We start from the raw sequence: 24,840 nt of genomic DNA on the forward strand, positions 1-24,840 counted from the left end.
TACGCCTCATGTCCCAACGTCCCGTTTATCTGGACTATTCGGCGACCACGCCCGTCGATCCGCGCGTGGTCGACAAAATGGTGCCCTGGCTGTACGAGCATTTCGGCAATCCCGCTTCGCGCAGTCACGCCTACGGCTGGGACGCCGAAGAGGCCGTCGAGCTGGCCCGGTCCCAGGTGGCGCAACTGGTCAATGCCGACCCGCGCGAGATTATCTGGACGTCCGGCGCCACCGAATCGAACAACCTGGCGCTGAAGGGCGCCGCCCAAGCCCACGCCGGGCGCGGCAAGCATATCGTCACGGTCAAGACCGAACACAAGGCGGTGCTGGACACCTGCCGCGAGCTCGAGCGACAGGGCTTCGAAGTCAGCTATCTGGATGTTCCCCAGGACGGCCTGCTGGACGTCGCCGCGTTCAAAAGCGCATTGCGGCCGGACACCATCCTGGCCTCGGTCATGCTGGTCAATAACGAGATCGGCGTCGTGCAGGACATCGCCGCGCTGGGCCAGGCCTGCCGGGAACGGGGTGTCGTATTCCATGTGGATGCGGCGCAGGCCACGGGCAAGGTCGCCATCGACCTGCAGGCGCTGCCTGTGGATCTGATGTCCTTTTCGGCACACAAAACCTACGGACCCAAAGGCGTCGGGGCCTTGTTCGCCAGGCGCAAGCCCCGCGTGCGGCTGGAGGCCCAGATACACGGCGGCGGGCACGAACGCGGTTTCCGCTCGGGCACCCTGGCCACGCATCAGATCGTCGGCATGGGCCAGGCCTTTGAGCTGGCGCGGCTCGAAATGGACGCCGAACTTCAGCGCATACGCGTCTTGCGCGATCGGCTTTGGGCCGGGCTGTCGCAGATTCCGGAAATCCATCTCAACGGGCATGCCCGCCAGCGCGTTCCGCACAACCTGAACGTCAGCTTCGACTATGTGGAAGGCGAATCGCTGATCATGTCGCTCAAGGATCTGGCGGTGTCCAGCGGATCGGCCTGCACCTCTGCCAGCCTGGAGCCTTCTTACGTATTGCGCGCCCTGGGCCGCAGCGATGAGCTCGCCCACAGTTCCATACGCTTCACCCTGGGCCGCTACACCACCCCGGAAGACGTGGATTTCGCCATACAGCTGCTTGTGCGCCAGGTGGGCAGGTTGCGCGACATGTCGCCGCTATGGGAAATGGCCCAGGAAGGCGTGGACTTGAATTCGGTTCAATGGGCCGCACATTAAGGGTATCAGTATGAAGAATCTGGAGGCCGCTGCGAAAGCGGTTGCGGGCACTCATGGCGTATAGCGACACGGTACTGGATCACTACGAAAATCCGCGCAACGTGGGATCATTCGACAAGTCCGATGCCAGTGTCGGTACGGGCATGGTCGGCGCGCCGGCGCTGGGCGACGTAATGAAGCTGCAAATCCGGGTGAACGAATCGGGTATCATTGAAGACGCACGATTCAAGACGTATGGCTGCGGTTCGGCCATCGCATCCACTTCGCTGGTCACCGAATGGATCAAGGGCAAGACGCTGGATCAGGCCATGGATATCCGCAATACGCAGATCGCCGAGGCGCTGGCCTTGCCGCCGGTCAAGATTCACTGTTCCATCCTGGCCGAGGACGCCATCAAGGCAGCCATCCGGGACTACAAGGAAAAGCATCAGGAGTAATCATGGGAATTATGCTTACACAACAAGCCGCCGATCACATCAACCGCTACATTGAAAAGCGGGGCAAGGGGCTGGGCTTGCGTCTGGGCGTTCGCACCACGGGCTGCTCGGGCATGGCCTACAAGCTGGAATACGTCGACGAGCCCAATGCCGACGACCAGGTTTTCGAGCAGCGGGGGGTCAGGGTGTATGTCGACCCCAAAAGCCTGCCTTTCCTGGAAGGCACGCAGCTCGATTATGCACGCGAGGGCCTGAACGAAGGGTTCAAGTTTTCCAACCCCAACGAAAAAGCCACTTGCGGCTGCGGCGAATCTTTTACGGTCTGATTGGCTAAGCAGCGGGGGGCTGCGCCGTTCCGGCCATAGCTTGGTAAACAATTCCACATCGTCTTGTTCGGCGGAGCGCCAGGCAGCTACGGAGTAGCGCTGCCGCTTTTGCTGTAACACTTTAAAGAACCGGACTCTTTTCAAGAAGAGTCCGGTTTTTTTATGTTCGCAGTATGTTGCCAGGTGAGTGTAGCCAGGTGAGAAGAAATTATCACGAATGAATAGGTGAAAACCCCTGGGCCGAATTGCGTAGGAGGTGCTTACAAAAAGCGGGTATTAGTGTTTAAATCCAGTCCGTAGATATATGTGTCTATATATGTCTAATGAATGTGCTCTGCGGGATGTCAATTCATATTTTGCATAAATGAAGTTGATAGCGGCGCATAAGGCGATTCTATATAAGGAATGGGTATGAAGATGGCAGCAAGGAAACACAGGGTATTGCGGACAACTGTGCTGACTGGCGCATTGCTGGGGGTTTACGCGGCTTCATATGCCGCCGGGCCGGTCGCTTATACGCCTCATAACATGAATATGGATCCTTCGGCATGGGTGAAGGATAGGGGCGGCGATCCAGGCTTGACCAGGATGACATGGGAAGGGCGTGATGCTCTTAAGCTATCCATCTTGCCGCCCGCCGAGGGCTCGTCGTTCAACAATTGGCAAGGCCATTCCCAACGTACAGCCGCGTCGGCCGGTGAATCCTTTCTGCGCGGCGATATCTGGATACAAGAAGACTGGACAAGCGGGACGGCGACCGATTTCCAGAATACCGGAATGTGGGGCTCGGCCATGCCTGAGGACATCGTAGCCGATGACAAGTACGTCGATAAAGAGACGGTATTTCCCATTATCCATTTCACTAATCAGCAAGATCCTACCGGAAACCCAGAGGGCAAGGGCATGCTACGCATCTGGGACACCACAGCCAATCCTTCGGGCGGCTGGGTCTATCTTCCGGATACGGCAGGGCAGATCAATTACGGTAGTTGGAATTCCTTCGATTTACGTCTTATCCCGGAATCAAACAAGGTCGAATATTATTTGAACGGTTCCCTGGTGTATACCTGGATCGACCCCACTTCGGAGAACAAGACCGAGCCCGGTCAGTTTTTTGCTATGTACCTGAAGGCGCGTAACAATGGCATGACGGCGTTCGACACCTTTTGGTCGCGCTTGATGTCGGGCGAGGTGCATAGCGAAGGCGTGGTGTCGGGCTCGGTCAGCGGCGATGTCATGGTCGATGCCGGTGGCTGGGTTTCAGTGGCCGACGACACGAACATTTCCGGCTCGCTGTACGGCAACGGCAGCTCCGGCGCGGCGTCGGTCGTCGATTTCGACAAGAGCGTCACCGTGGGCGGCGACCTTATCGGCAACAATACCTGGTTCAATTTCAGTTCGGCGGCGGATGCGACCGCTACCATCGCAGGCTCTGTCGAACTCGAGGGTAAGTCCCTCGCCAGTGGCGGCTCGGCGGGCAATGCTGTACGCGCAGAAAGGAATATCACCCTCAACGATTCCACGCTGAAAGGCTATTGGACCTTGCCGAATGGCAGTGTAATTGCCCAAGGTGGCGCCCGTATTGAAGATGCGGTCATTCTTGCCAGCGCCAAGGCCGCTGTCATCGCATCCGGACCCAGTTCAAGCGCCGCCATAAAGCGAAGCGATCTGCGGACGAGCGCATCAGGTGCGGGATCGGGAGGATTGCTTGCCACAGTCAATGCAAGCAATGGCTCCAGCGTAAGTATAGAAGGCGGGTCTGTGGCCGCCACGGGCGACAGCTATACACGCGGTATTCTTGCCAGCGGCAAGAGCGCGGATACCGTGGCCACCCGGGTCGTGGCAACGGGAGCCGCCATCTCCACCAGCGGAGAGCATTCCCATGCCGTCCATGCGTTCGGCCCATCAGGCAATTCAGATCCCGATAGCGTCAACGCGCCCATCATTACGGTGAATGCTGGCACGGTCGACACCAGCGGCGACGAATCCTACGGTCTGTATGCTCAGAATGGCGGAAACATCAACAGCTCTGCGCAGGTAACAACCAGCGGCAAGGCGGGCTTTGGCGCCTTTGCCTATAACGGGGGGCGAATCTCACTGCACGGCGGCTCGTTGGAAACATCGGCCGATGCGCTGGGCGGGACCATCGGTACGTTTGGCGCGCTGTCCAAGAAGAACAGCGTGATCATCCTTAACGGAACTGCCGTCAACACCGAAGGCGTCCTGGCTGAAGGCCTGCGTTCCGAAGAGGGCGCAAGCATTGACGCGACCGACTCCATCATCACCACTGCGGGGTCGAAAGCGCATGGCGTAACGGCCTACACAGGCGGAACGGTGGACCTGGTGCGCGGGTCGGTATCGGCCAGCGGAGCCAATGCCAATGGTTTGCAGGCCACGGGTGCGGAATCGAAAATCACCACCAATGGAACGGTTGTGCAAACCAGCGGTGGCAAGTACGGTGCCTATGCGAGCAGCGGCGGTGTAATCGAGCTTGAAGGCGGATCGGTCAGCAATACCAACGCCAGCCCGGGCAGCCAGGGCCTAGCTGCCGATGGCGAGGGCTCATCCATTACCGCCACCAACGTCGCGATCAGCGCCAAGGGCGAATACACGGGGCCGGGCGCGCTATCGAATGCGGTGGCGGCCAGCAATGGCGCGCATATCGAGCTTAGCGGTGGATCGGTGTCGTCGCTCAGTAACCAATTCGGCCGAGGCTTGTTGGCCAGCACCAGTTCCAGCATCGATGCCACCAACGTCGCCATCTCCACCGCTGGCGCCATGTCGAATGCGGTGCATGCCTTCAGCGCGAGGGAAACAACGGATAAAGCGGCGGATACGCCCATCATTACCTTGACGGGCGGTTCAGTCAGTACGGTTGCCAACGACGCCTACGGTCTGTCGGCTCAGAATACCGGCGCAAGGATAGATGCCAGCGGTGTTGCCATCAGTACGCAGGGCGGCAATTCTTTCGGAGCCGTCGCTTACAACGGCGCCGCGCTGAACCTGACGAATACCACGATCTCCACATCGGGAATTGGGGCGCACGGCATATCCATCAATGCCATGAGTACGGCGCAGGTGCCATCGAGGGTTTCTGAAGCCCATTATTCAAGCAGCGTCACCATGGATGGCGGGTCCATCTCGACCACGGGCGCCGACTCCGCCGGGGTGTATCTGCGCAACGACAGCAGCGTTACGTTGAATGGCGTGACGGTCAATGCGGCAGGTCCAGTGTTTTCGTCGGACTTCAGCAAGGCAGATCAGACGCAGAATATCACCGTCGGTGCAGGATCTACATTGTCCTCCATCAGCGATATATTGTTGCGGGTAGACAGGTCTACTGTGGGTGAAGATGGCGTGGTTGATTTCACGCTTGAAAAAGGAGCGTTCGCATCGGGCAATATCGTGAATTATCGGAACGGATCCGTGGACGATGTATACAGCTCGAACACACATGTCGATATCCAGGACGGCGCCCATTGGGCGGGTATCTTTATCAAGGCGAATACTCAGCAGCAAGATTCAGGCATAGTCGATGGGGCTGATTTACCAGATGGCAAAGTGGATAACGATGTAGCCACCACGGCAGGATCCAGCGTGGCCTTCCAAGGAGTATCCGAGGTGACCGGCAGCGTGTCGACCGCAGCCAATTCCAGCACGACATTCACGGGCTCCACGCCCACTACCATTACAGAGAATCTGGTTGGACAGCAGGGGTCCAGCATCACTTTCAATAGTGGTGCGAACATCAATCAATCGGTGACGGGCGTGGGCAGCACCATGTCCTTTGGTGGTGCAACAACGATAAGCCAGGGCATTGCCGGGTCGGGCTCCAGCGTGAGCTTCAGCGGCCCCACGACCATCAGCAGCACGGGGGGAGGGAATGCATTGACCGGCGCCTCGAACACCAGCTTCAGTTTCAGCCGCACAGCGCCCACGACCATCAATGGTTCGGTTGACTTGAGCGGTGGGTCAAGTACGCATGGCGGTACAACGAGTACGCCCGTGACGATTACCGGGAACGCGAATGTGTCTTCGGGTGCGGTGCTTGGAGGGAACCTTAACATCAGCGGTGCGTTGAACGGTACGGGTGGCACCTTGGGGCCAGGCAACTCCACAGGCATACAAACCTATGGCTCTTTCGGGTCATTTAGCGGCACTTACCTAGCCGAAGTGAACGCGGCGGGGCAGTCCGATCTGATACGCATCACCAGCGGCTTAGTGGACCTCACGGGCATAGCCTTGAAGGTGGGGCAAGAGAACGGCAACGGCGGTTATGTACTGAATCATGACTACACCATTGTCGAGACCGGCGAGGACAATGGCATAAGTGGCATTTCCGACAACAAGTTTGCCAGCGAAGGATTGGACAGCAGCTTTACCGGTACGTTGGTCAAGCTCGATCCGGTCAAGTATGGGGCCGACTACGTCAAGATTAGCCTGTCGCTGGATCAGTCCAAGGTCGGCGCCTTTATGCCTACACTCTCGGACAACCAGCGGGGCGTGATGTCGGGCCTGCAAGGTGTTCCATCTTTGCTGAGTGCCGTAGCGACCATGCAAGGAGATAATGCCAAGAGCGCACTTAACCAGCTGTCCGGTGAGGTCCATGGCAGCACGCAGTCGGCGCTGCACAGCGCGGGCGGGCTGTTGGTCAGCACGGTGGGCAATCGCATGCGCGGCAATGTGGGCGCCGGCATGCTGGCCGGGGCGCCGATGGCCGATGCCTCTGGTTCCGTGCCGGCGGGCGCCATGCCGCGCTCGGCGGCCTATCCGCTGTGGGCTGAAGTGGTGGGCAACTGGAATACGCTGGACGGCGGCGACAACGCCTCCAAGACCAAGAGCCACACCGCGGGCATCTACGTGGGCGGGGACGTGCCGGTGGGTGCAGGCTGGCGCGTGGGTGGCGCCTTGGGCTTTACCGACGGGCGCATCAAGGCCGACGACGTGGGGTCGCGCTCCGATGTGCGCAGCTACACCGCCACGGTCTATGGCGGCAACAGTTGGGCGGCGGGCAACGGCCAGGTCAACTTCCTGGCGGGCGCGGGCTACACGCGGCACAACATCGAAAGCCGCCGGACGATCAACGTGGGCGGCAGCCAGACGCTCAAGGCGGACTACCATGCGAATACCACGCAGTTGTTCACGGAGCTGGGCTATGCGATTCCCGTGGGGCAGGCCAGCACCATCGAGCCGTATGCGGGGCTGGCCTGGTCCAGCCAACGCAGCCAGGGCTTCAGTGAAAGCGGCGGCTCGGCGGCGCTGCGCAGCCAGGGCCAGACGGATAACGTGACGACACTGACGCTGGGCCTGCGCGGCAAGACGCTGGTGGAGCTGGGCGGCCGCGAGGCGCGGCTAAGCGCCGGGCTGGGCTGGCGCCATGCTTCGGGCGACGTGGCTTCGGCGCGCACGATGTCCTTCATCCAGGGCAATGGGGCGGCGTTCACGGTGGCCGGCTCGCCGATCGCCAAGAATGCGGCGGTGGTGGACTTGGGGGCCGAGATGAGCGTGGGCAGGAACGCGGCCATGGGCTTGGGTTACAGCGGCCAGTTCGGCCAGGGCAGCACCGACAGCACCGGGTCCCTGTATTTAAAGGTCCGGTTCTAGGCGGGGCTGCTTAGCGAAGAAGTTGTTGAAAACAGGTGTTGTTGGACAAGAAGGCTGGCTCTGGCGCCAGCCTTCTTTATGGCTGGGTGAAAGCAGCAGCAATTTCAACAGAGGGTTTAAGAAATTGCGGAGCTTTTGCCTGGCTCAAGGCTGATCAAATTTGGCACTCCTAGCCACGTTACTTATCGTTTGTATAAATTTCATTTTACTTCCCGTTAGCCAAATGATTTAATCTGAATACCCGAGTTACATATATGTATCAATATGTGTTAACAGCCGTTAGGACGGCAAGGAAGGCAATGATGGGCATACGGCATGTGCGATCGAATCGCGGGGCTTTCAGGATTGCGGCACTCAGCACCGCATTGCTGGGGGTGTATGGGACGGCCTATTCCGCTGATCCGACGGTGACCGTTACAGGTACACAAGATATTGGAGCGGGTCCGTATTCCGGCGTAATCGTCAATGGCGGTGGCGTCGCCACGGGTACCGGGACAACGGTTGCAGGAGGCTTGTATGAGCTAAATCAGGTCAAGGCAGGGGGCAGCCTTACTCTGACTAACGCGTCCATAACAAATACGATCACTCCCAATCAAAATGGACGCGCGGTGTCGGTAAGCGGAGCGGGTGCGGCCGCGACGCTTACCGACTCGACGATAGTCTTGAATGCTTTTAATGGTCACTCGGGCGGCCATGCATTTACGGCGGGCGTGGGCGCCGAGAATGGAGGACATGCCGTTATCGATGGCGGCACGATCACCGCCTCGGGCAGCAAGCGCACCGTGGGCATACAGGCCAATGATGGCGGTTCCATTGATGCCAGCAATGTTGCCATCAGTACCCATAGCACCTTCGGGCACGCCGTCAACGCCTATAGAACACCAACATCTTCCGAGACGGCAACTCTGGTCAAACTTAATAACGTCACGATCAATACCTACGACCTGAACTATGCCGACGGCATTCAATCAGCCAATAAAGGCGCCAGGGTTGAAGCGATCAATACGGATATCACTACCATAGGCACGAACAGCTTCGGCGCCGAGGTCTTCAACGGAGCGACGGCATCGTTTACGGGCGGCAGCATCACGACATCCGGTGCGACGGCGGCCGGTGTGCGTGTGTATGGCGGGTCTCTTGGGAGTGGCTCCGTCTCGATCACCGGGACGCACATCAATACCGGCGGGGTTGGCGCAGTCGGCGTCGTGGCGGCCGACATAGCCGAACAGACAGCGGGCACGATCAGCCTGGCCAATACGAACATCGAGACGCATGGCGCCAATGCCGCCGCAGTGCAAGCTTCTTACGGCAGTCAAATCACCAGCGGAGGCGGCAATACCTTCCATACGTATGGTTCTAAAAGCACGGGTGTGGCCGCGACTACAGGCGGGGGCGTCAGCCTGGGCAGCGATACGGTGACCGCCGAATTGGGCAACGGCATCAGCGCGGACGGCGCCGGCTCGACCATCACCACCAGCGGCACGACAATTTCGACCAATGGTGGTAAGTATGGGGCCTACGCAACGAACGGCGGATCGATTACCTTGGCCGGCGGTTCTGTAACGAATGCCAGCACCGCTTCTGGGGCCATGGGCATCGCCGCTGCGGGCGACGGGTCGGCGATTATCGGTACTAATGTTGCATTAAGCGCCAAGGGTGAATACACCGGCCCGGGCGAGTTGTCGAACGTGGTATCTGTTAGCAACAATGCAAACATAAACCTGACGGGCGGGTCGATTTCTTCACTAAGCAGTCAATTCGGGCGGGGTATCCTGGCTGGCACCAATGGCACGGTCACGACAACGGGGGTGGCAATCTCCACCATCGGGAATTTATCGAATGCGGTGCATGCCTACAGCAATCAGAAGACGGCGGCCGCCACGTCCGATGCGGCATCCATACAGATCAATGGAGGCTCTATCACAACCAGCGGTCAAGATGCCTACGGCCTGTCGGCGCAGAATATAAATGCGGCCATCGCTACGAACGCCACGGGTTCCGCCAGTACGACCATTACCACTACGGGCGAGAATGCCTATGGTGCAGTGGCTTATAACGGCGCAGCGCTCAATCTGAGGAACACGCAGATTTCGACCTTCGGAGCGGGCGCGTTGGGCATTGCCATCAATAAAATGAGCGCGGCACAAGTGCCGGGCAGTGTTCCCACGCCTAATGTTGCCAGCACGCTGATCATGAGCGGCGGCGGGGTGACGACCAGCGGGAATGATGCGCACGGCGTTGCACTTGCAAGCGGTTCCACAGCGACCCTGGATCAAACCAGCATTGCGGTGACAGGCGTAAATGCCTTCGGCGTACGTCTGGAAGGAGGATCCACCGCCAGCCTCACAGGCGGAGCGATTTCGTCCATAGGCGATGATTTCGGCGGTGGCTTGTACTCCACCGGCGCAGGCAGCAAGATCACCGCCACGGATGTCGTCGTGGCGGTGCAGCGTCGGCGCGTCGACAGCGCGAACAAACCAATAGGTGTGGGCGTGGAGGCGGTGCGCGGCGGCCGTGTTGAACTGACCCGAGGGTCGGTGACGACCCTGCGTGACTGGAACGACGGCTTGCTGGCCTATCGCGGCAGCATAACGACCAATGGAACAGCCATCCAGACCAACGGCCTGGCGTCGACGGGGGTCAAGTCCTGGCGCGAGGTGTCCGCTTATCCCGGCGAGGTCGCCACGACGACGATGACCGGCGGCAGCGTGACCACGTTGGGCAATGAATCCTACGGCCTGCTGGCGCAGAATGCCGGCAGCACCATCACAGCCACCAATACAACGGTCACGACATCCGGAAGCCAATCCTATGGCGCCAATGCCTACAACGGCGGTGCGCTGGTCTTGAGCAGTGTTGCGGTCAAGACATCGGGCGCTAACGCGCATGGCCTGGTAATGGGCGGCATGAGCGACACGATGCGGCCCGGTTCGGATGGACATGTGCCGACGGTGGCCAGCAGCATCGACATGACGGGCGGAAGCATCGTTGCTACGGGTAGCGGCTCGTCCGGCGTCTACCTGGAGGATAGCGGCAGCATCACGCTTAACGGCGTTCGGGTGGAGTCGAATGCCGCTTCCATTACGTCACAATTGACGCAGTCCGGCCAGATCCAAGATATCGTCATCGGCTCCGGTTCCGCGTTGAAGGTCAACAATGGCAATTTGCTGCAAGTGAACCGTTCAACGGCTGGGATGGATGGCATCGTCAACCTGACCTTGAAGGCTGGGTCGACTTCGGTAGGCAATATCGTCGATCTGGATGGCCTAAGTTCTGACGGAACCGGCTTGCGGGATGCAGTCACAGGCGGAAAGACTAACTTTACCGTTGAAACCGGGGCCTCCTGGACGGGTGTCATCAAGGGCATTAACGATGCCGGTGTAGGCGATGGTGGCTCGTTTGTGGACAATGGCGGCGGAGCGATTGCAGGGAATGTCAGCGGTGGCAGCAATAGTGTTGTTACCTTCAATAGCGGTGCCAATATTAGCGGGGGAGTAGAAGTCGGTTCGGGGTCGCGCGCCAGCTTCAACGGCACTACGGTTATCCAGCAGAACGTTGTAAACAATGGTGGGAGCATGTCGTTTACCGGGCCGGCGACAATCAATCAAAATGTGGCGGGGACGGGAGCCAATTATTCATTCTCAGGCGGTGCGAACATAGCCCAGAGCGTAAGCGGTGTGGGGAGCACGTTTTCGTTCTCTGGTGCCACTACGATAGGTCAAATGGGGACGCCGGCGACGTTGACGGGATCGTCGAACAGCAGCTTCAGCTTCAGCCGCACGGCGCCCACGATAATCAACGGTTCGGTGGATTTGAGCGGCGGGTCGAGCACGCATGGCGGGACGATAGGCACGCCAGTTGAGATTACCGGCGATGCGGCGGTCTCCTCGGGCGCGGTGCTGGGAGGCAACCTGAGAGTGACGGGAGCGTTGAGCGGTACCGGCGGCATACTGGGGCCAGGCAATTCGGTGGGCGCGCAAAGTTTCGGATCGGTTTCGGGTTTTGGCGGCACCTACCTTGCCGAAGTGAACGCCGCAGGTCAATCCGACTTGATCACGTTGACATCGTTGGTCGACAATTCCGATCTTCGTGGGATTGCCCTTAAAGTGGGTCAAGAGAACGGCAATGGTGGCTACGTCTTCAATCACGATTACACGATTCTTGAAACGGTAAAGTCTGACGGCATCAGCGCGATAACCGACAATACATTCTCCAGCGCGGCGTTGGACAATAGCTTTGCCGGCTCGCTGGTCACACTCGATCCGGTTAAGTATGGACCCAATTACGTCAGGATCAGCCTGTCTAAGAATGCTGGCGCACTGGACGCTGAAAGGGCGACCTGGTCCGGCAATCAACGGTCAGTGATGAGCGGCCTGGATGGCAACCCACTGGATTTCACGGTTGCGGCAATGCAAGCTGACCAGCGCAAAGACGCGTTGAACCAGCTGTCCGGTGAGGTCCACGGCAGTACGCAGTCGGCCCTGCACAGCGCGGGGGGCCTGCTGATCAGCACGGTGGGCAATCGCATGCGCGGCAATGTGGGCGCGGGTATGCTGGCCGGCGCGCCGATGGCCGATGCTTCTGGGACCATTCCGGCAGGCGCCATGCCGCGCTCGGCGGCCTATCCGCTGTGGGCTGAAGTGGTGGGCAACTGGAATACGCTGGACGGCGGCGACAACGCTTCCAAGACCAAGAGCCACACGGCGGGCATCTATGTGGGCGGCGACGTGGCTGTAGGCGCGGGCTGGCGCGTGGGTGGCGCCTTGGGCTTTACCGACGGGCGCATCAAGGCCGACGACGTGGGGTCGCGCTCCGATGTGCGCAGCTACACCGCCACGGTCTATGGCGGCAACAGTTGGGCGGCGGGCAACGGCCAGGTCAACTTCCTGGCGGGCGCGGGCTACACGCGGCACAACATCGAAAGCCGCCGGACGATCAACGTGGGCGGCAGCCAGACGCTCAAGGCGGACTATCATGCGAATACCACGCAGTTGTTCACGGAGCTGGGCTATGCGATTCCCGTGGGGCAGGCCAGCACCATCGAGCCGTATGCGGGGCTGGCCTGGTCCAGCCAACGCAGCCAGGGCTTCAGTGAAAGCGGCGGCTCGGCGGCGCTGCGCAGCCAGGGCCAGACGGATAACGTGACGACACTGACGCTGGGCCTGCGCGGCAAGACGCTGGTGGAGCTGGGCGGCCGCGAGGCGCGGCTAAGCGCCGGGCTGGGCTGGCGCCATGCTTCGGGCGACGTGGCTTCGGCGCGCACGATGTCCTTCATCCAGGGCAATGGGGCGGCGTTCACGGTGGCCGGCTCGCCGATCGCCAAGAATGCGGCGGTGGTGGACTTGGGGGCCGAGATGAGCGTGGGCAGGAACGCGGCCATGGGCTTGGGTTACAGCGGCCAGTTCGGCCAGGGCAGCACCGACAGCACCGGGTCCCTGTATTTAAAGGTCCGGTTCTAGGCGGGGCTGCTTAGCGAAGAAGTTGTTGAAAACAGGTGTTGTTGGACAAGAAGGCTGGCTCTGGCGCCAGCCTTCTTCTTTTTGGCGGCGTAAACCGGCGATGGGATCGATCGAAGGCCAGTGTTCCAGATCGCTTATCCAAACAAATATTCCCATGACATAATGACGCAGTAATAGTGTGATTTCATCGACCTGTGTTCGCACCAGTGTCTTTGCTGCTTGATCAATTCGCCCGATTGTTTTTGAAAATTCATGACTAGTCCTGTTCTACGCTTTGGCCTGGCTGCCAACCATCTGCATCACGAGTCCTATGGGGCCGCGCTTTTTACCTGGCTGGAGCAATCGGCCGCCGCCATTCGCGAACTGGGCATGGAGCTGTACACCGTGGGCCGCACCTGCGATGCCATCGAGCGTTCGGGCTTGCTGGCCGGTTATCCCGGCCTGATCCGCTACCCCTACGGCCGCGAGGGCGGACTGATGAAACTGGTGGCGCGGGTGACCGAAGGCCGCGATGGCGCGGCGCCCTTCGACGGCGCCATCTACCTGATTGATCCGGTGGATCCGTCGTCCATCTTTCCCGAAGCGCTGGCGCTGAAGCGGCAGTGCATCACGCATGGCCGGCCTTTCGTTTCCACGCTGATGGGAGCCATTGAATGGGTCGAAGTCGAGCGTATTGGCATGGGCCTGGCGCCCGATCCAGCCTTGGATTCGATATTCGATTTTTCCAGGCAGACGCTCGCGCTGATCGCCCACGATGCGTTGAAAGATCAAATGGTGGATTTCGCCGCCAGCCATTTCGACCTGCTGTCGCGCTTTGCGGGGCGTGTCGGCACAGGCACGACCAGCGGGCGCTTGAACGAACTTGCCTGGTCGCGCGGCTGGCCCAAGGACCGGCCATGGATTCAGCCCTATCTTAGCGGCCCTTTGGGCGGCGATGCCCAGATCGCCGAACTGGTGCTGGAACAGCGCTGCCAACGGGTCATTTTTTTCGAAGACCCGCATGTCGCGCGCCAGCACGAGGCGGACATACAGCTCCTGGAACGCGCGGTACGCGTGGTTACCGACAAGGCCGCCTGCATTGCATCGCCGGCGGTGGCTGATAAATGGGCGCGGGCGGTAAGCCGGCGCTGAGCCACGAAAACAGCGGTTGTGCCCACGCAACGTTTTACAAAAAAAAAGATACGTTACCGCTTACTTTGTCGCTACATTTCACCCCTTTGGCTCGAGCAGCTCGATAGAGCCATGCTGAAGACTCAGGGTGAAGTGTGACACGTAAAAATTATCTTCTCCGGTCCTTGGTTGGCGCAGGACTGGTCTCCATGCTGGGCTGGTCGACGGCCCAGGGCGCGGCCTCCGACTTCAAGACCGCCGAATACCTCAACCAGCAAGGCCTCGATCTGGTCAACGCCGCTGAAGCCTATGCGCTGGGCTATACCGGCGCGGGCGTCAGGGTTGGGATACTGGATTCCGGCATCGACGCCTTCCATCCCGAGTTCCGGGGCGGCAAGATTGTGGGCGGCTATGACTTCTATTCCAATACGCCTTACCGGTCGGGCCTTGGCCAAGACTACGATGGCCATGGTTCGCACGTGGCCGGAATCATCGGCGCTTTGCGCGATGGCGTGGGGATGCACGGCGTGGCTTTCGATAGTTCGCTATTCATCGTGCACGAAGATGACAGGCAATACGATTACATTACCAATCCCGATCCCGCTTACCTCAGCCCCCGGGACGAATGGCTGGATAAATCGCTGGCGCCGGCATGGCGCTATCTGGCTACCCAGAATCTGCCCATCATCAACAACAGCCTGGGGTTCAATGCCTGCGATCCCTCCGACCCCGGACCTGGACCGTGCAACGTAGTTGACTATGGCAGCTCCGCAGCCGCCGAGGCCGCCTTTCCTCAAAGCGTTGCCGCCTTTCGCGAGCTTGCCGCGGCCGGCACCCTGATGGTGTTCGCCACCGGTAATGAAGAGCAACCGAATCCGGATTTCATGGCGGGAGCGCCCTATTGGTTCGAGGATGAACTCAAGAACAATTGGCTGGCGGTCACGGCCATCAGCGAAACCGGTGAACCGGTGGCTTATGCCAACAAGTGCGGCGTGGCCATGGACTGGTGCCTGACGGCGCCGGGCGGGGGCGAAGGCAATCCGGGGCCGGGCGTGAACTCGGTCGAGGACGAGGGCGGCTATACAAGGAAGTCGGGCACATCGATGGCGGCTCCCCATGTGGCCGGCGCGGCGGCCCTGGTCAAGCAGGTATTTCCGTATTTCGGCGCCTATCATCTGCAACAGACGCTGCTGACCACGGCCACCGATATGGGCGTTTCAGGGGTGGATGCCGTCTACGGCTGGGGGCTGCTGAATGTGGGCAAGGCGGTGCGCGGCCCGGCCCAGTTCACGGGCCTGTTCGATGTGGACACCCTGGGTTACGACTCCACCTTTTCCAACGACATCGGCGGCTCGGGCAGCTTGACCAAGCGCGGGGCCGGCATGCTGCGTCTGACCGGGGCCAATACCTATTCCGGACCGACCGAAATCGAGGGCGGCAAGCTAGTGGTCGACGGTTCGCTGGCGTCCAACGTCACCGTACAGTCGGCCGGTGCCCTGGGTGGTTCGGGCACGGTTGCCAAAGTGGACAACCATGGTGTCTTGGCGCCGGGAAATTCGGTGGGTACATTGACGGTGACCGGAAACTACACTGCTTATGACGGCTCGGTGTACGAACTTGAAGTCGGTCCGGATGGCGCCACCGACAAGCTGGTGGTGGGCGGGACGGCGGCCCTGGATGGCACGCTGCGCCTGACCGGCGGCCGTTTCCGCCCGGATGCCTCCTATCAGTTCATCACTGCGGCCGGCGGCTTTACCGGTGGATTCGATACGGTGGCTTACGGCATGGCGTTTCTTACGCCAACATTGGACCTGGCCGCGGGTGCCGCCGCCTTGAAGATCGCCCGCAACGATGTTCCCATCGCGCGCTACGCCGCTACCCGAAATCAGAAGGCGGTCGGCCAGGCGCTGGATGGCGCCTCGGCCCATTCGCCTGCCGGCATGATGGACGTGTACGACGAGGTGCTCAACGCCGAAGCGGGCCAGGTGCCGGCCATCATGGAGCAATTGAGCGGCCAGGTGCATGCGGGCACGGAGTCCGCCTTGTTGAACGCGGGCGGACTGGTGACGCGCACTCTGTCCAATCGCATGCGCGCCAATATGGGGGCCGGCATGGCGCCGGGCAAGGCGCTGGCTCAGGCTTCGGCAGGGGCCGTGCCGTCAAGCGCGATGCCGTACCCGCGGGCCTTGCCCATGTGGGCGCAGGTCGTGGGAGGGCGCAGCACCCTGGATGGCGACGGCAATGCGGCCAAGGTCCGCAACGATACGACCGGCCTGTTCCTGGGCGGGGATACCCGGCTTGGCGGGGGCTGGCGCTTGGGCGGCGCCTTTGGCTATACGGAAGGCCGCATCAAGCTGGATGGTCCGTCCTCATCGTCGCGCGCGAATAGCTATACCGGAGCGTTATACGGATCCAATAGCTGGGCCGAGGGCGTGGGCAGCGTGAATTTCCTGGGCGGTATGGCCTATACCCGTCACCATGTCGACACCCGGCGTCACGTTACGGTGGGCGGCAGCCAGACGCTCAAGGCGGACTACCATGCCGATGCGCTGCAATTGTTCACGGAATTGGGTTATGGCGTGCCTGTTGGCGAATCGGCCATGCTGGAGCCGTACGCAGGCCTGTCCTGGCAGAATCTCAGGGCAGGAAGTTTCACTGAGACGGGCGGCCAGGCCGCGCTGAACGGCGAAGGCCGCCGCAGCGACCTGACGACATTCACACTGGGGCTGCGTGGCAAGACCGAATTCGAATACGGCCGCTCACAGGTCTCGCTGTCTGCCGGCTTGGGATGGCGGCATGCCATGGGCGATGTGTCGCCCAGCCGCAAGCTGTCGTTCGTGCATGGAGACGGGGCAATGTTCCGCACGAGCGGCGCGCCCATCGCCAGGAATGCCGCGGTGGCGGAGCTGGGCGCCGAGCTGCGCGTAGCCCGCAAGACCGCCGTGGGCCTGAGCTACAGCGGCCAGTTCGGCAATGGCAACACCGACAGCGCCGGCACGCTGTATCTGCGGGTCCGATTTTAGTCCCAAGCCGTGGCGCGGGACCCCGCGCCGCGTGGCCTGGCCTTCGGATCAGTCTTCGCGGCGCAGGTGCGGAAAGAGTATGACGTCGCGGATACTGGGGCTGTCGGTCAGCAGCATGACCAGTCGGTCGATGCCGATGCCGCAGCCGCCCGTCGGCGGCATGCCGTACTCCAGCGCCCGGATGTAGTCGGCGTCGTAGTACATGGCTTCTTCATCGCCCGCATCCTTGGCCTCAACCTGGGCCAGGAAGCGCGCGGCCTGGTCTTCGGGGTCGTTCAGTTCCGAGAAGCCGTTGGCGATCTCGCGGCCTGTGATGAACAGCTCGAAGCGTTCCGTGATGCCTTGCTCGGCATCCGACGCCCGGGCCAGGGGCGAGACTTCGACGGGGTAGTCGATGATGTAGGTGGGATTCCATAACAGGGATTCGGCCGTTTCCTCGAACAGCGCCAGTTGCAAGGCGCCCAGCCCGGCGCGCGCCAGGACGGGGCCGTTGACGTCGGCGCCCAGGCGCTTGAGCTCGGTCCGCAGGAAGGCCTCGTCGCGCAATTGGGCCTCGGTGTAGCCGGGTGCGTATTTAAGTATGGCCTGAGTGATGGTCAGCCGGTCGAAAGGCTGGCTGAGGTCCAGGGGTTTGCCCTGGTAGCTGAGCATGGCGCTGCCCGTTGCGGCGATGGCCGCTTCGCGTATGAGCGATTCCGTGAAATCCATCAGCCAGCGGTAGTCGGTATAGGCCGCGTAGAACTCCATCATGGTGAATTCGGGATTGTGCCGCGGGCTGACGCCTTCGTTGCGGAAATTGCGATTCACCTCGAAGACGCGGTCGAAGCCGCCCACGACCAGGCGCTTCAGGTAGAGTTCGGGCGCGATGCGCAGGAACATCTCCATGTCGAGCGCGTTATGGTGTGTAACGAACGGCTTGGCCGCCGCGCCGCCCGGTATCGGGTGCAGCATGGGCGTTTCGACTTCCAGAAAGCCCGCATTCAGCATGAACTGGCGGATGCTGCCTATGGCCTTGCTGCGCGCGACGAAGGTGTTGCGCGTCTCGTCGGTCATGATGAGGTCGACGTAGCGCTGGCGGTAGCGCAGTTCCTGATCGGACACGCCATGGAATTTATCCGGCAGCGGGCGCAGCGATTTCGTCAGCAGGCGGACCGAGGCCGCATGCACGGAAAGTTCGCCCTTGTTGGTCTTGAAGACCGTGCCTTCCACCGCCAGGATGTCGCCGATGTCCCAGGTCTTGAACCGGGCGTATAGCTCTTCGCCCACCGTGTTCTTGTCCAGGAAGACCTGGATGCGGCCCGAGCTGTCCTGCAGGGTTGCGAAGCTGGCTTTGCCCATGACGCGCTTGAGCATCATGCGGCCGGCCACTTTCACCTGCTTGCCGATTTCGGCCAGCGCTTCCTTGTCTTGTTCATCGTAGGCTTTATGTAGGTCCGCCGCGAGGCTGTCGGGGCGGAAATCATTGGGATAGGCCACGCCATCGGCGCGCAGTTTCGTCAGTTTGCCACGGCGTTCGGCGATCAGGTGGTTTTCGTCGATGGCGGGGCTGGATGGCGTAGAGTCGTTCATGTCGGGGGATGGTTAAGCGTAATTTCGGATGTCGTCGAGCACGGTTGCGCCGAAGCTGTCGTGGTCGATATAGCGCAGGATGCGGGCGGCCACGTCGGCCGGGGACGACAGTTGCCCTTGCTCGTGCATTTGCGCGAAGCGCTCCACATTGGGAAAGTCGCTGGCATGGCTGCCGCGTATCTTTTCCTGCATGCCGGTGTCGATGACGCCGGGCGCCAGGGCGGCGATGCGAACGCCGTGGTTCTCGGCGTGCAGGACCTGGGTGTAGTGGTCCAGCGCGGCTTTGGTGGCGCAGTAAACGCCCCAGCCCGGCATGGGGTTGCGGCCTGCGCCGGACGATATGTTCAATATGCGGCAGTCGGCCTGCATGGGTTTGACGGCTTGCAGGAAAGCGGCGGTCAGCAGGATGACGCTGGTGATGTTCAGGTTGAACGCGGCGGTGATGGCGGCGGCATTGTGCAGTTCGCTGGCCTGGCTTATTGGATCGACCGTGCCGGCGTTGTTGATCAACAGATAGCGTTTTGCCCCGGACGGAAGGTTGGACAGGATCTGCCGGGCCACGCGCTCGACCGCGGCGGGGCTGGCCAGGTCGGTTTGCACCTGTTGCAGCGAGCATCCCGATTCCTGGGCTTGGCGGTCCAGGACTTCGTCGTGGCTGCGCGCCACGGTAATGAGCCGGGTGCCGGACTGCAGCAGGCCCAGTGCAAGCGCCTGGCCCAGGCCGCGCGATGCGCCGGTCACGATGGCAACGGTCGTTGATTCCATGGCTATACTCCCTGTTTCAGGCTGGCCTGTATGAACGGGTCCAGATCGCCGTCAAGCACTTTCTGGGTGTTGGAAATTTCGACATTGGTGCGAAGATCCTTGATGCGGCTTTGATCCAGCACGTAGGACCGTATCTGATGGCCCCAGCCCACATCGGTCTTGGCGTCTTCCATTTTCTGCTGCTCGGCCATGCGTTGGCGCATCTCCAGCTCGTACAGGCGCGACTTGAGCATCTGCATGGCTTCGGCGCGGTTGCGGTGCTGCGAGCGGTCGTTCTGGCACTGCACGACGATGCCGGTGGGCATGTGTGTGATGCGCACGGCCGAATCGGTCTTGTTGATGTGCTGTCCGCCGGCGCCGCTGGCCCGATAGGTGTCCACGCGCAGGTCGGCCGGGTTGACCTCGATTTCGACGGAGTCGTCCACTTCGGGGTAGACGAACACGCTGGCGAACGAGGTATGGCGACCGTTGGCCGAGTCGAAGGGGCTTTTGCGAACCAGGCGGTGCACGCCGGTTTCCGTGCGCAGCAGGCCGAAAGCGTATTCGCCTTCGATCTTGATGGTGGCGGACTTGATGCCCGCCACTTCGCCGTGCGACTCTTCAAGCACCTCGGCCTTGAAGTCCTTGTTTTCGCAATAGCGCAGGTACTGGCGCAGCAGAATCGAGGCCCAGTCCTGAGCTTCGGTGCCGCCCGCGCCGGCCTGGATGTCCATGAAGCAATTGAGCGGATCGGCCGGGTTGGAGAACATGCGGCGGAATTCGAGTTCCTCCAGGCGCTTGCCTATGGCGTCGGTGTCGTGTTCGACGGCCGCCAGCGTGGCATCGTCGTCGTCCTCGGCCGCCAGATCGAACAATTCCTGCGCATCGGACAGGCCGTCGGCGATTTCCGTGAGTGTCTGGACGACGGTTTCCAGGCTTTTCTTTTCGCGCCCCAGGTCCTGGGCGTGCTTGGGGTCGTTCCAGACGTCGGGGCTTTCCAGTTCGGCGTTTACGACGTGCAGGCGCTCAGCTTTGGCATCGTAGTCAAAGATACCCCCGAAGTGCCGCCTGGCGCTCGGCGTAGTCTTCCAGGCGGGCGGCAAGTTGATTCTGGCGTTCGGCTTCCATATGTATTCCTGATCGGTCGGGCAGTACTGGGCTGCCACATTCAAATTAACCAGGCATTTTAACCTGTAGTTTCAGCCGGCCCCGGACGGCGTGCGACCCCCCAGCCCATTGCCGTCTTCGTCAAGGCCGGTTTCGGGCTCTTGCGGGTCCGCTGGCTGATCGCGGCCCGCCGCCATGCCCATTTTGATGTGGGCCGGATGCTATTGAAGGACGAGAGGCAAAGGGGATGGGGCCGCCGCGGCTTTCCTTTTCCCGTGAACAAGACCTAGAATGCGATCTGTCCGACTGAACCGGCGCGATAGCGCGCACTCCATCCATGCTTCCATCTCCCGCTGAAAACACGTCCTTGCAGGCCATGCCTTTCGATGGAGGCGGGAATCGCGGATGTGAGGGGCTGGCGGCCATGTCGCCGGCAAATTTCGGCATCGTCATGGCCACCGGCATCGTTTCGCTGGCCGCCCACCTGCTGGGAAGAAGCACCATCGCGCAGGCGCTGTTCATGCTGAACAACGTCCTGTTCGCGATACTGTGCGCCCTCAGCGTGCTGCGCGCCGTTCGCCATCCGCGTTCGTTCTTCGGCGACATGGCCGACCATCTGCGCGGCCCGGGCTTCTTCACGACCGTGGCGGCCACCGCCATCCTGGGCGGGCAGTACATGGTGCTGGCGAACGATGCGCGCGTGGGGTCCATCCTGTGGGCGGCGGCGTTGGCGCTGTGGTTCGGCCTGACCTATGCCATATTCACCATGCTGACCGTCAAGCGGGACAAGCCCACCCTGGATCGCGGCATCAATGGCGGATGGCTGCTTGCCGTGGTGGCGACGCAGTCGATAGCGGTTTCCAGCGCCTTGCTGGCGGCCACGACGGCGCAGCCGTACCGGCTGGAACTGAATTTCCTGGCGCTGTCGATGTGGCTGTGGGGCGGCATGCTGTATATCTGGATGATGTCGCTGATTTTCTACCGATACACGTATTTCCGCCTGTCCCCGGACGATCTGACTCCGCCGTACTGGATAAACATGGGAGCGATGGCCATCTCCACGCTGGCGGGATCCTTGCTGATCATAAACGCCTCGGATGCGCCGTATCTGGTTTCGTTGATGCCTTTCCTGAAGGGCTTCACGATTTTCTATTGGGCGACGGGCACGTGGTGGATACCGATGCTGCTTTTGCTGGGGGTGTGGCGTTATGTGTACAAGCGCTTTCCCTTGAGATATGACCCGCTGTACTGGGGGGCTGTTTTTCCGCTGGGAATGTATGCGGCCAGCACGTTCGAGATGAATCAGGCGATGGGTTTCAAGTTTCTGGCTTATGTGCCGGGGGTGTTCTTTACTTTGGCCATCGTGGCGTGGACGTTGACGTTTCTGGGGTTGTTGATGCGCGTGGTCGGAGGGATTCGGCGGCGCAGCTGATTGTCTGATTTATAGGCGTGTTTCAACAGCTTCTATCTCGTCGACAGGTAGTTAATTATTGGCTCTCTGGCGGAATTTAATCGATGGCCTGACTTCCAGTCTTGATGTGGCGAGTCGTTAACCTCGGTACGGTTTCTTCTTTTCGAGATGCCTTGCTTGTTCTTTAGACGTGGCTGGTGGGTTGCGGACCAGGCCGCCGTCCCCGTGACCGGTTCGGCGCGCAAGGCGCCGAACACCGCATCGCTTTGCTCGTCCGCCCATTCGGGCTTCCTTCGCCTACAGCTCGCTCGGCCCCGGAAGTCCGGCCGCCCGGCCCGCAGCCCACCAGCCACTGCATAATGGAAAATTGATGCGTTGCCGGTATACAGCTATATGTTGTTGAACCCAAATATTCTTTGGATGTAGGCATATAGAAGCTGACGTGCTTCTGTTGGTCGGAAAGATCCAAGCCGATATCCAAACGGCCCAATATGGAAATGCCCCGACGCCCGGCGCGGCCCGGCTGGCGGGCCGTGGCGGGCAAGCGTGCAACGTCCTCATACCTGCGTTCATCGATACTAGAATACCGGCGCACAGTCTCCCTCCAAACGGCCGTGCGTTCATACATTTCGCAGGCGCGGGGGTGCAAGGAGGGGGGAACGGGCCTTTGGGGCCGAGCGAGTCGTAGGCGAAGGGAGCACGTATGTGCGGACGAGCAAGGCGACGCGATGTTCGGCGCGCTGGGCGCCGAACCGGCCACGCGGGCCCGTTCCCCCCTCCTTGCACCCCCGCGCCGTGTAAAAAACGTGCGCCCCGCACCGAGTAAAAAAAATTGCAGCCATAGCGTGTAGAAACGCAGCGATACCGTGTAAAAAAACATCTGGCGCCGCCGGATAAAAACCACACCCAAGCACCATGCAAGGAAAAACCACAGCAGAATCACAGCAAAGAAAAACGCCATGCCCATAAGCAGGCATGGCGCCCAAGCAAAAAATGCTTCCGTCAGAAGAACCCCAACTCCGGCAGCCACAACGATATCGCCGGCACATACGTCACCAAAACCAGGAACGCCAGCAAAATCGACAGCCAGGGCGTTGCCGCCCGCATCACCTGGCCTATCGTCATCTTCGTGATTCCCGCCGTCACGAACAGATTCAACCCTATTGGCGGCGTCACCATGCCGATCTCCAGGTTCACCACAATGATGATTCCCAGGTGCACCGGATCGATCCCCAATTGCGTCGCAATCGGAAACAGAATCGGCGCAAGAATCAGGATGATCCCGGTCGGCTCCATGAACATTCCCGCGATAAGCAGCAGAATGTTCACAACGATCAGGAACTGCCACGCCGCCATATCCCAGGCGACGATCTGTTCCGCGATTGCCTGCGGTATGCGCTCCGTCGTCAGCACATGCGCGAACAGCAGTGCGTTGACGATGATGAACATCAGCATGATCGTCACTTTCGAGGCGTCCATCAGCACCTCTGGAACCTGCCGCATGCCGATGTCCCGGTACACGAATACCGCCACGAAGAAGGCATAGACCGCCGCCACCGCCGCCGCCTCGGTCGGCGTGAAGATGCCCCCATAGATGCCGCCGAGAATGATGATGATCAGCATCAGGCCCCAGATCGAATCGCGGCCCGCGACCAGCGCTTCCTTGAGCGATGCGCGCGGCTGGCGGGGCAGATTCTTGATGCGGGCCACAATGTATATCGCCAGCATCAGCAGGAAGCCCAGCAGCAGGCCCGGCATGACGCCCGCCATGAACAGCTTGCCCACCGACGTTTCCGTTGCCGCGCCGTATACCACCATCACGATGGATGGCGGTATGAGGATGCCCAGCGTGCCGGCGTTGCAGATCACCCCCGCGGCGAATGACTGCGGATAGCCGGAACGCACCATCCCGGCAATCACAATGGAGCCGACCGCAACCACCGTGGCGGGCGAGGAGCCGGACACGGCGGCGAACAGGCAGCAGGCCAGCACCGATGCGATGGCCAGGCCGCCGTGCAGATGGCCCACGACCGCGATGGCGAAGCGGATCATGCGCTTGGCCACGCCGCCCGTGGTCATGAATGCGCCCGCCAGCACGAAGAAGGGAATGGCCATCAGCGTGAAATGCTCGGACGTCTCGAACATCTTCAGCGACAGCGAGGCCAGGGAGTCGTGGCCGAAAAGCAGTATGGTCAGTATGGACGAGAGGCCCAGCGAAACCGCCACGGGTATGCCCATGAACATGAACACGAAGAGCATGATGAAAAGGGCGCCTGTCGTCATGGCTGCGTCCCCTTTCCGGACGATTCGTCGCTTTGATATTTAAGCGCATCCTCGACTTCGTCGCCCAGCAAATGCGCGTCCTTGCCGCGCATCAGGTCGTAAAGCACCTGCGCAAAACGGAACAGGAGCAGGGCGAAGCCTATGGGCATGACCAGCCGCGGCACCCATTGCGGTATGGGCAGGTCTTGCGCCAGGATGCCGATTTCGTAGATCTTGCTGACGTATATCCAGCTGCCGAAGAGCACGATGGCGGCATACAGCAGGCATAGCAGCGTGGCCGCCAGGGCGACCTTGTTGGCGATTGCCTTAGGCAGAGCCTTGACGAGCGCGTCGACACCGATGTGGGCGCCGACGCGGACGCCGTAGGAAATGCCCAGAAAGATCAGGGCCGCAAACAGGTAGGTGCTTAATTCGAGCGCCCACACGAAACTGTAGTTGAATACATAACGCGCAACCACCTGGCCGAAGGTGACCACGGTCATGGCCGCAAGAAGCAGGGCGATAAGCCCCTCTTCCAGCCGTTCCAGCCAGACTGATTTCATGGAGT

The 24,840-nt window shown here is 60.8% G+C and carries 13 protein-coding genes; 8 read left to right on the forward strand and 5 right to left on the reverse strand.

From position 1 onward, the window contains the following. Window positions 1-8 precede the first annotated feature (8 nt). The 7 genes from OEG81_RS07855 (at window position 9) to OEG81_RS07885 (ending at window position 17,179) form a co-directional block, all read left to right on the forward strand. Entirely contained in the window at window positions 9-1,220 is a 1,212-nt protein-coding gene (locus OEG81_RS07855; protein WP_264132162.1) for an IscS subfamily cysteine desulfurase, read from the forward strand. Between the two features lie 53 nt (window positions 1,221-1,273). Then, window positions 1,274-1,657 carry a Fe-S cluster assembly scaffold IscU gene (iscU, locus tag OEG81_RS07860; protein ID WP_264132163.1) on the forward strand — a complete coding sequence of 128 codons (384 nt, stop codon included), beginning with the start codon at window positions 1,274-1,276 and terminating at the stop codon, window positions 1,655-1,657. A gap of 2 nt (window positions 1,658-1,659) precedes the next feature. Next, window positions 1,660-1,983: an iron-sulfur cluster assembly protein IscA gene (gene iscA, locus OEG81_RS07865; RefSeq protein ID WP_264132165.1), complete on the forward strand. Its 324-nt coding sequence runs from the start codon at window positions 1,660-1,662 to the stop codon at window positions 1,981-1,983. 627 nt (window positions 1,984-2,610) lie between these two features. After that, window positions 2,611-7,587 (forward strand): autotransporter domain-containing protein, encoded by a 4,977-nt coding sequence (locus OEG81_RS07870; RefSeq protein ID WP_264132167.1) that lies wholly within the window; start codon window positions 2,611-2,613, stop codon window positions 7,585-7,587. Window positions 7,588-7,886: 299 nt separating this feature from the next. After that, window positions 7,887-13,046: an autotransporter outer membrane beta-barrel domain-containing protein gene (locus OEG81_RS07875; protein ID WP_264132169.1), complete on the forward strand. Its 5,160-nt coding sequence runs from the start codon at window positions 7,887-7,889 to the stop codon at window positions 13,044-13,046. A 252-nt stretch (window positions 13,047-13,298) separates the two neighbouring features. Then, the gene (locus tag OEG81_RS07880) at window positions 13,299-14,177 is read left to right on the forward strand and encodes a methylglyoxal synthase (protein WP_264132170.1); all 879 of its coding nucleotides are present in this window, start codon (window positions 13,299-13,301) and stop codon (window positions 14,175-14,177) included. A 188-nt stretch (window positions 14,178-14,365) separates the two neighbouring features. Then, on the forward strand, window positions 14,366-17,179 hold the full coding sequence (locus tag OEG81_RS07885; protein WP_264132171.1) for an autotransporter domain-containing protein: 2,814 nt from the start codon (window positions 14,366-14,368) through the stop codon (window positions 17,177-17,179). 48 nt (window positions 17,180-17,227) lie between these two features. Here the strand turns inward: OEG81_RS07885 and lysS are convergent, their stop codons facing one another. From lysS to prfB, 3 genes are all read right to left on the reverse strand, one after another. After that, window positions 17,228-18,748: a lysine--tRNA ligase gene (lysS, locus tag OEG81_RS07890; protein ID WP_264132172.1), complete on the reverse strand. Its 1,521-nt coding sequence runs from the start codon at window positions 18,746-18,748 to the stop codon at window positions 17,228-17,230. A gap of 12 nt (window positions 18,749-18,760) precedes the next feature. Further along, complete coding sequence (locus tag OEG81_RS07895; RefSeq protein ID WP_264132173.1) at window positions 18,761-19,513, reverse strand: SDR family oxidoreductase; 753 nt, start codon at window positions 19,511-19,513, stop codon at window positions 18,761-18,763. A gap of 2 nt (window positions 19,514-19,515) precedes the next feature. Continuing rightward, a protein-coding gene (prfB, locus tag OEG81_RS07900; protein WP_264132174.1) for a peptide chain release factor 2 occupies window positions 19,516-20,620 on the reverse strand; the annotation gives its coding sequence in 2 pieces (ribosomal slippage) (window positions 19,516-20,538 and window positions 20,540-20,620; 1,104 coding nt in all). Between the two features lie 355 nt (window positions 20,621-20,975). Between prfB and OEG81_RS07905 the strand changes: the two genes are divergently transcribed. After that, window positions 20,976-22,031: a tellurite resistance/C4-dicarboxylate transporter family protein gene (locus OEG81_RS07905; protein ID WP_264132528.1), complete on the forward strand. Its 1,056-nt coding sequence runs from the start codon at window positions 20,976-20,978 to the stop codon at window positions 22,029-22,031. Between the two features lie 981 nt (window positions 22,032-23,012). On the opposite strand, the gene OEG81_RS07910 is transcribed toward OEG81_RS07905, so the two are convergent. After that, window positions 23,013-24,293, reverse strand: a complete 1,281-nt coding sequence (locus OEG81_RS07910) for a TRAP transporter large permease (protein WP_264132175.1) — start codon at window positions 24,291-24,293, stop codon at window positions 23,013-23,015. Then, entirely contained in the window at window positions 24,290-24,835 is a 546-nt protein-coding gene (locus OEG81_RS07915) for a TRAP transporter small permease (RefSeq protein WP_264132176.1), read from the reverse strand. The genes OEG81_RS07910 and OEG81_RS07915 overlap by 4 nt, the downstream gene beginning before the upstream one ends. Between the last annotated feature and the right edge of the window lie 5 nt (window positions 24,836-24,840).

It is taken from the genome of Pollutimonas sp. M17, assembly GCF_025836975.1.
Taxonomy (GTDB): Bacteria; Pseudomonadota; Gammaproteobacteria; order Burkholderiales; family Burkholderiaceae_B.

Bases quoted from the DNA above. Each gene is read 5' to 3' on its own strand.
- OEG81_RS07905 (WP_264132528.1), top strand. From the start codon at position 20,976: ATGCCTTTCGATGGAGGCGGGAATCGCGGATGTGAGGGGCTGGCGGCC.
- OEG81_RS07895 (WP_264132173.1), bottom strand. From the start codon at position 19,513: ATGGAATCAACGACCGTTGCCATCGTGACCGGCGCATCGCGCGGCCTG.
- OEG81_RS07855 (WP_264132162.1), top strand. From the start codon at position 9: ATGTCCCAACGTCCCGTTTATCTGGACTATTCGGCGACCACGCCCGTC.
- OEG81_RS07885 (WP_264132171.1), top strand. From the start codon at position 14,366: ATGCTGGGCTGGTCGACGGCCCAGGGCGCGGCCTCCGACTTCAAGACC.
- lysS (WP_264132172.1), bottom strand. From the start codon at position 18,748: ATGAACGACTCTACGCCATCCAGCCCCGCCATCGACGAAAACCACCTG.
- OEG81_RS07875 (WP_264132169.1), top strand. From the start codon at position 7,887: ATGATGGGCATACGGCATGTGCGATCGAATCGCGGGGCTTTCAGGATT.
- OEG81_RS07880 (WP_264132170.1), top strand. From the start codon at position 13,299: ATGACTAGTCCTGTTCTACGCTTTGGCCTGGCTGCCAACCATCTGCAT.
- iscA (WP_264132165.1), top strand. From the start codon at position 1,660: ATGGGAATTATGCTTACACAACAAGCCGCCGATCACATCAACCGCTAC.
- OEG81_RS07910 (WP_264132175.1), bottom strand. From the start codon at position 24,293: ATGACGACAGGCGCCCTTTTCATCATGCTCTTCGTGTTCATGTTCATG.
- iscU (WP_264132163.1), top strand. From the start codon at position 1,274: ATGGCGTATAGCGACACGGTACTGGATCACTACGAAAATCCGCGCAAC.
- OEG81_RS07915 (WP_264132176.1), bottom strand. From the start codon at position 24,835: ATGAAATCAGTCTGGCTGGAACGGCTGGAAGAGGGGCTTATCGCCCTG.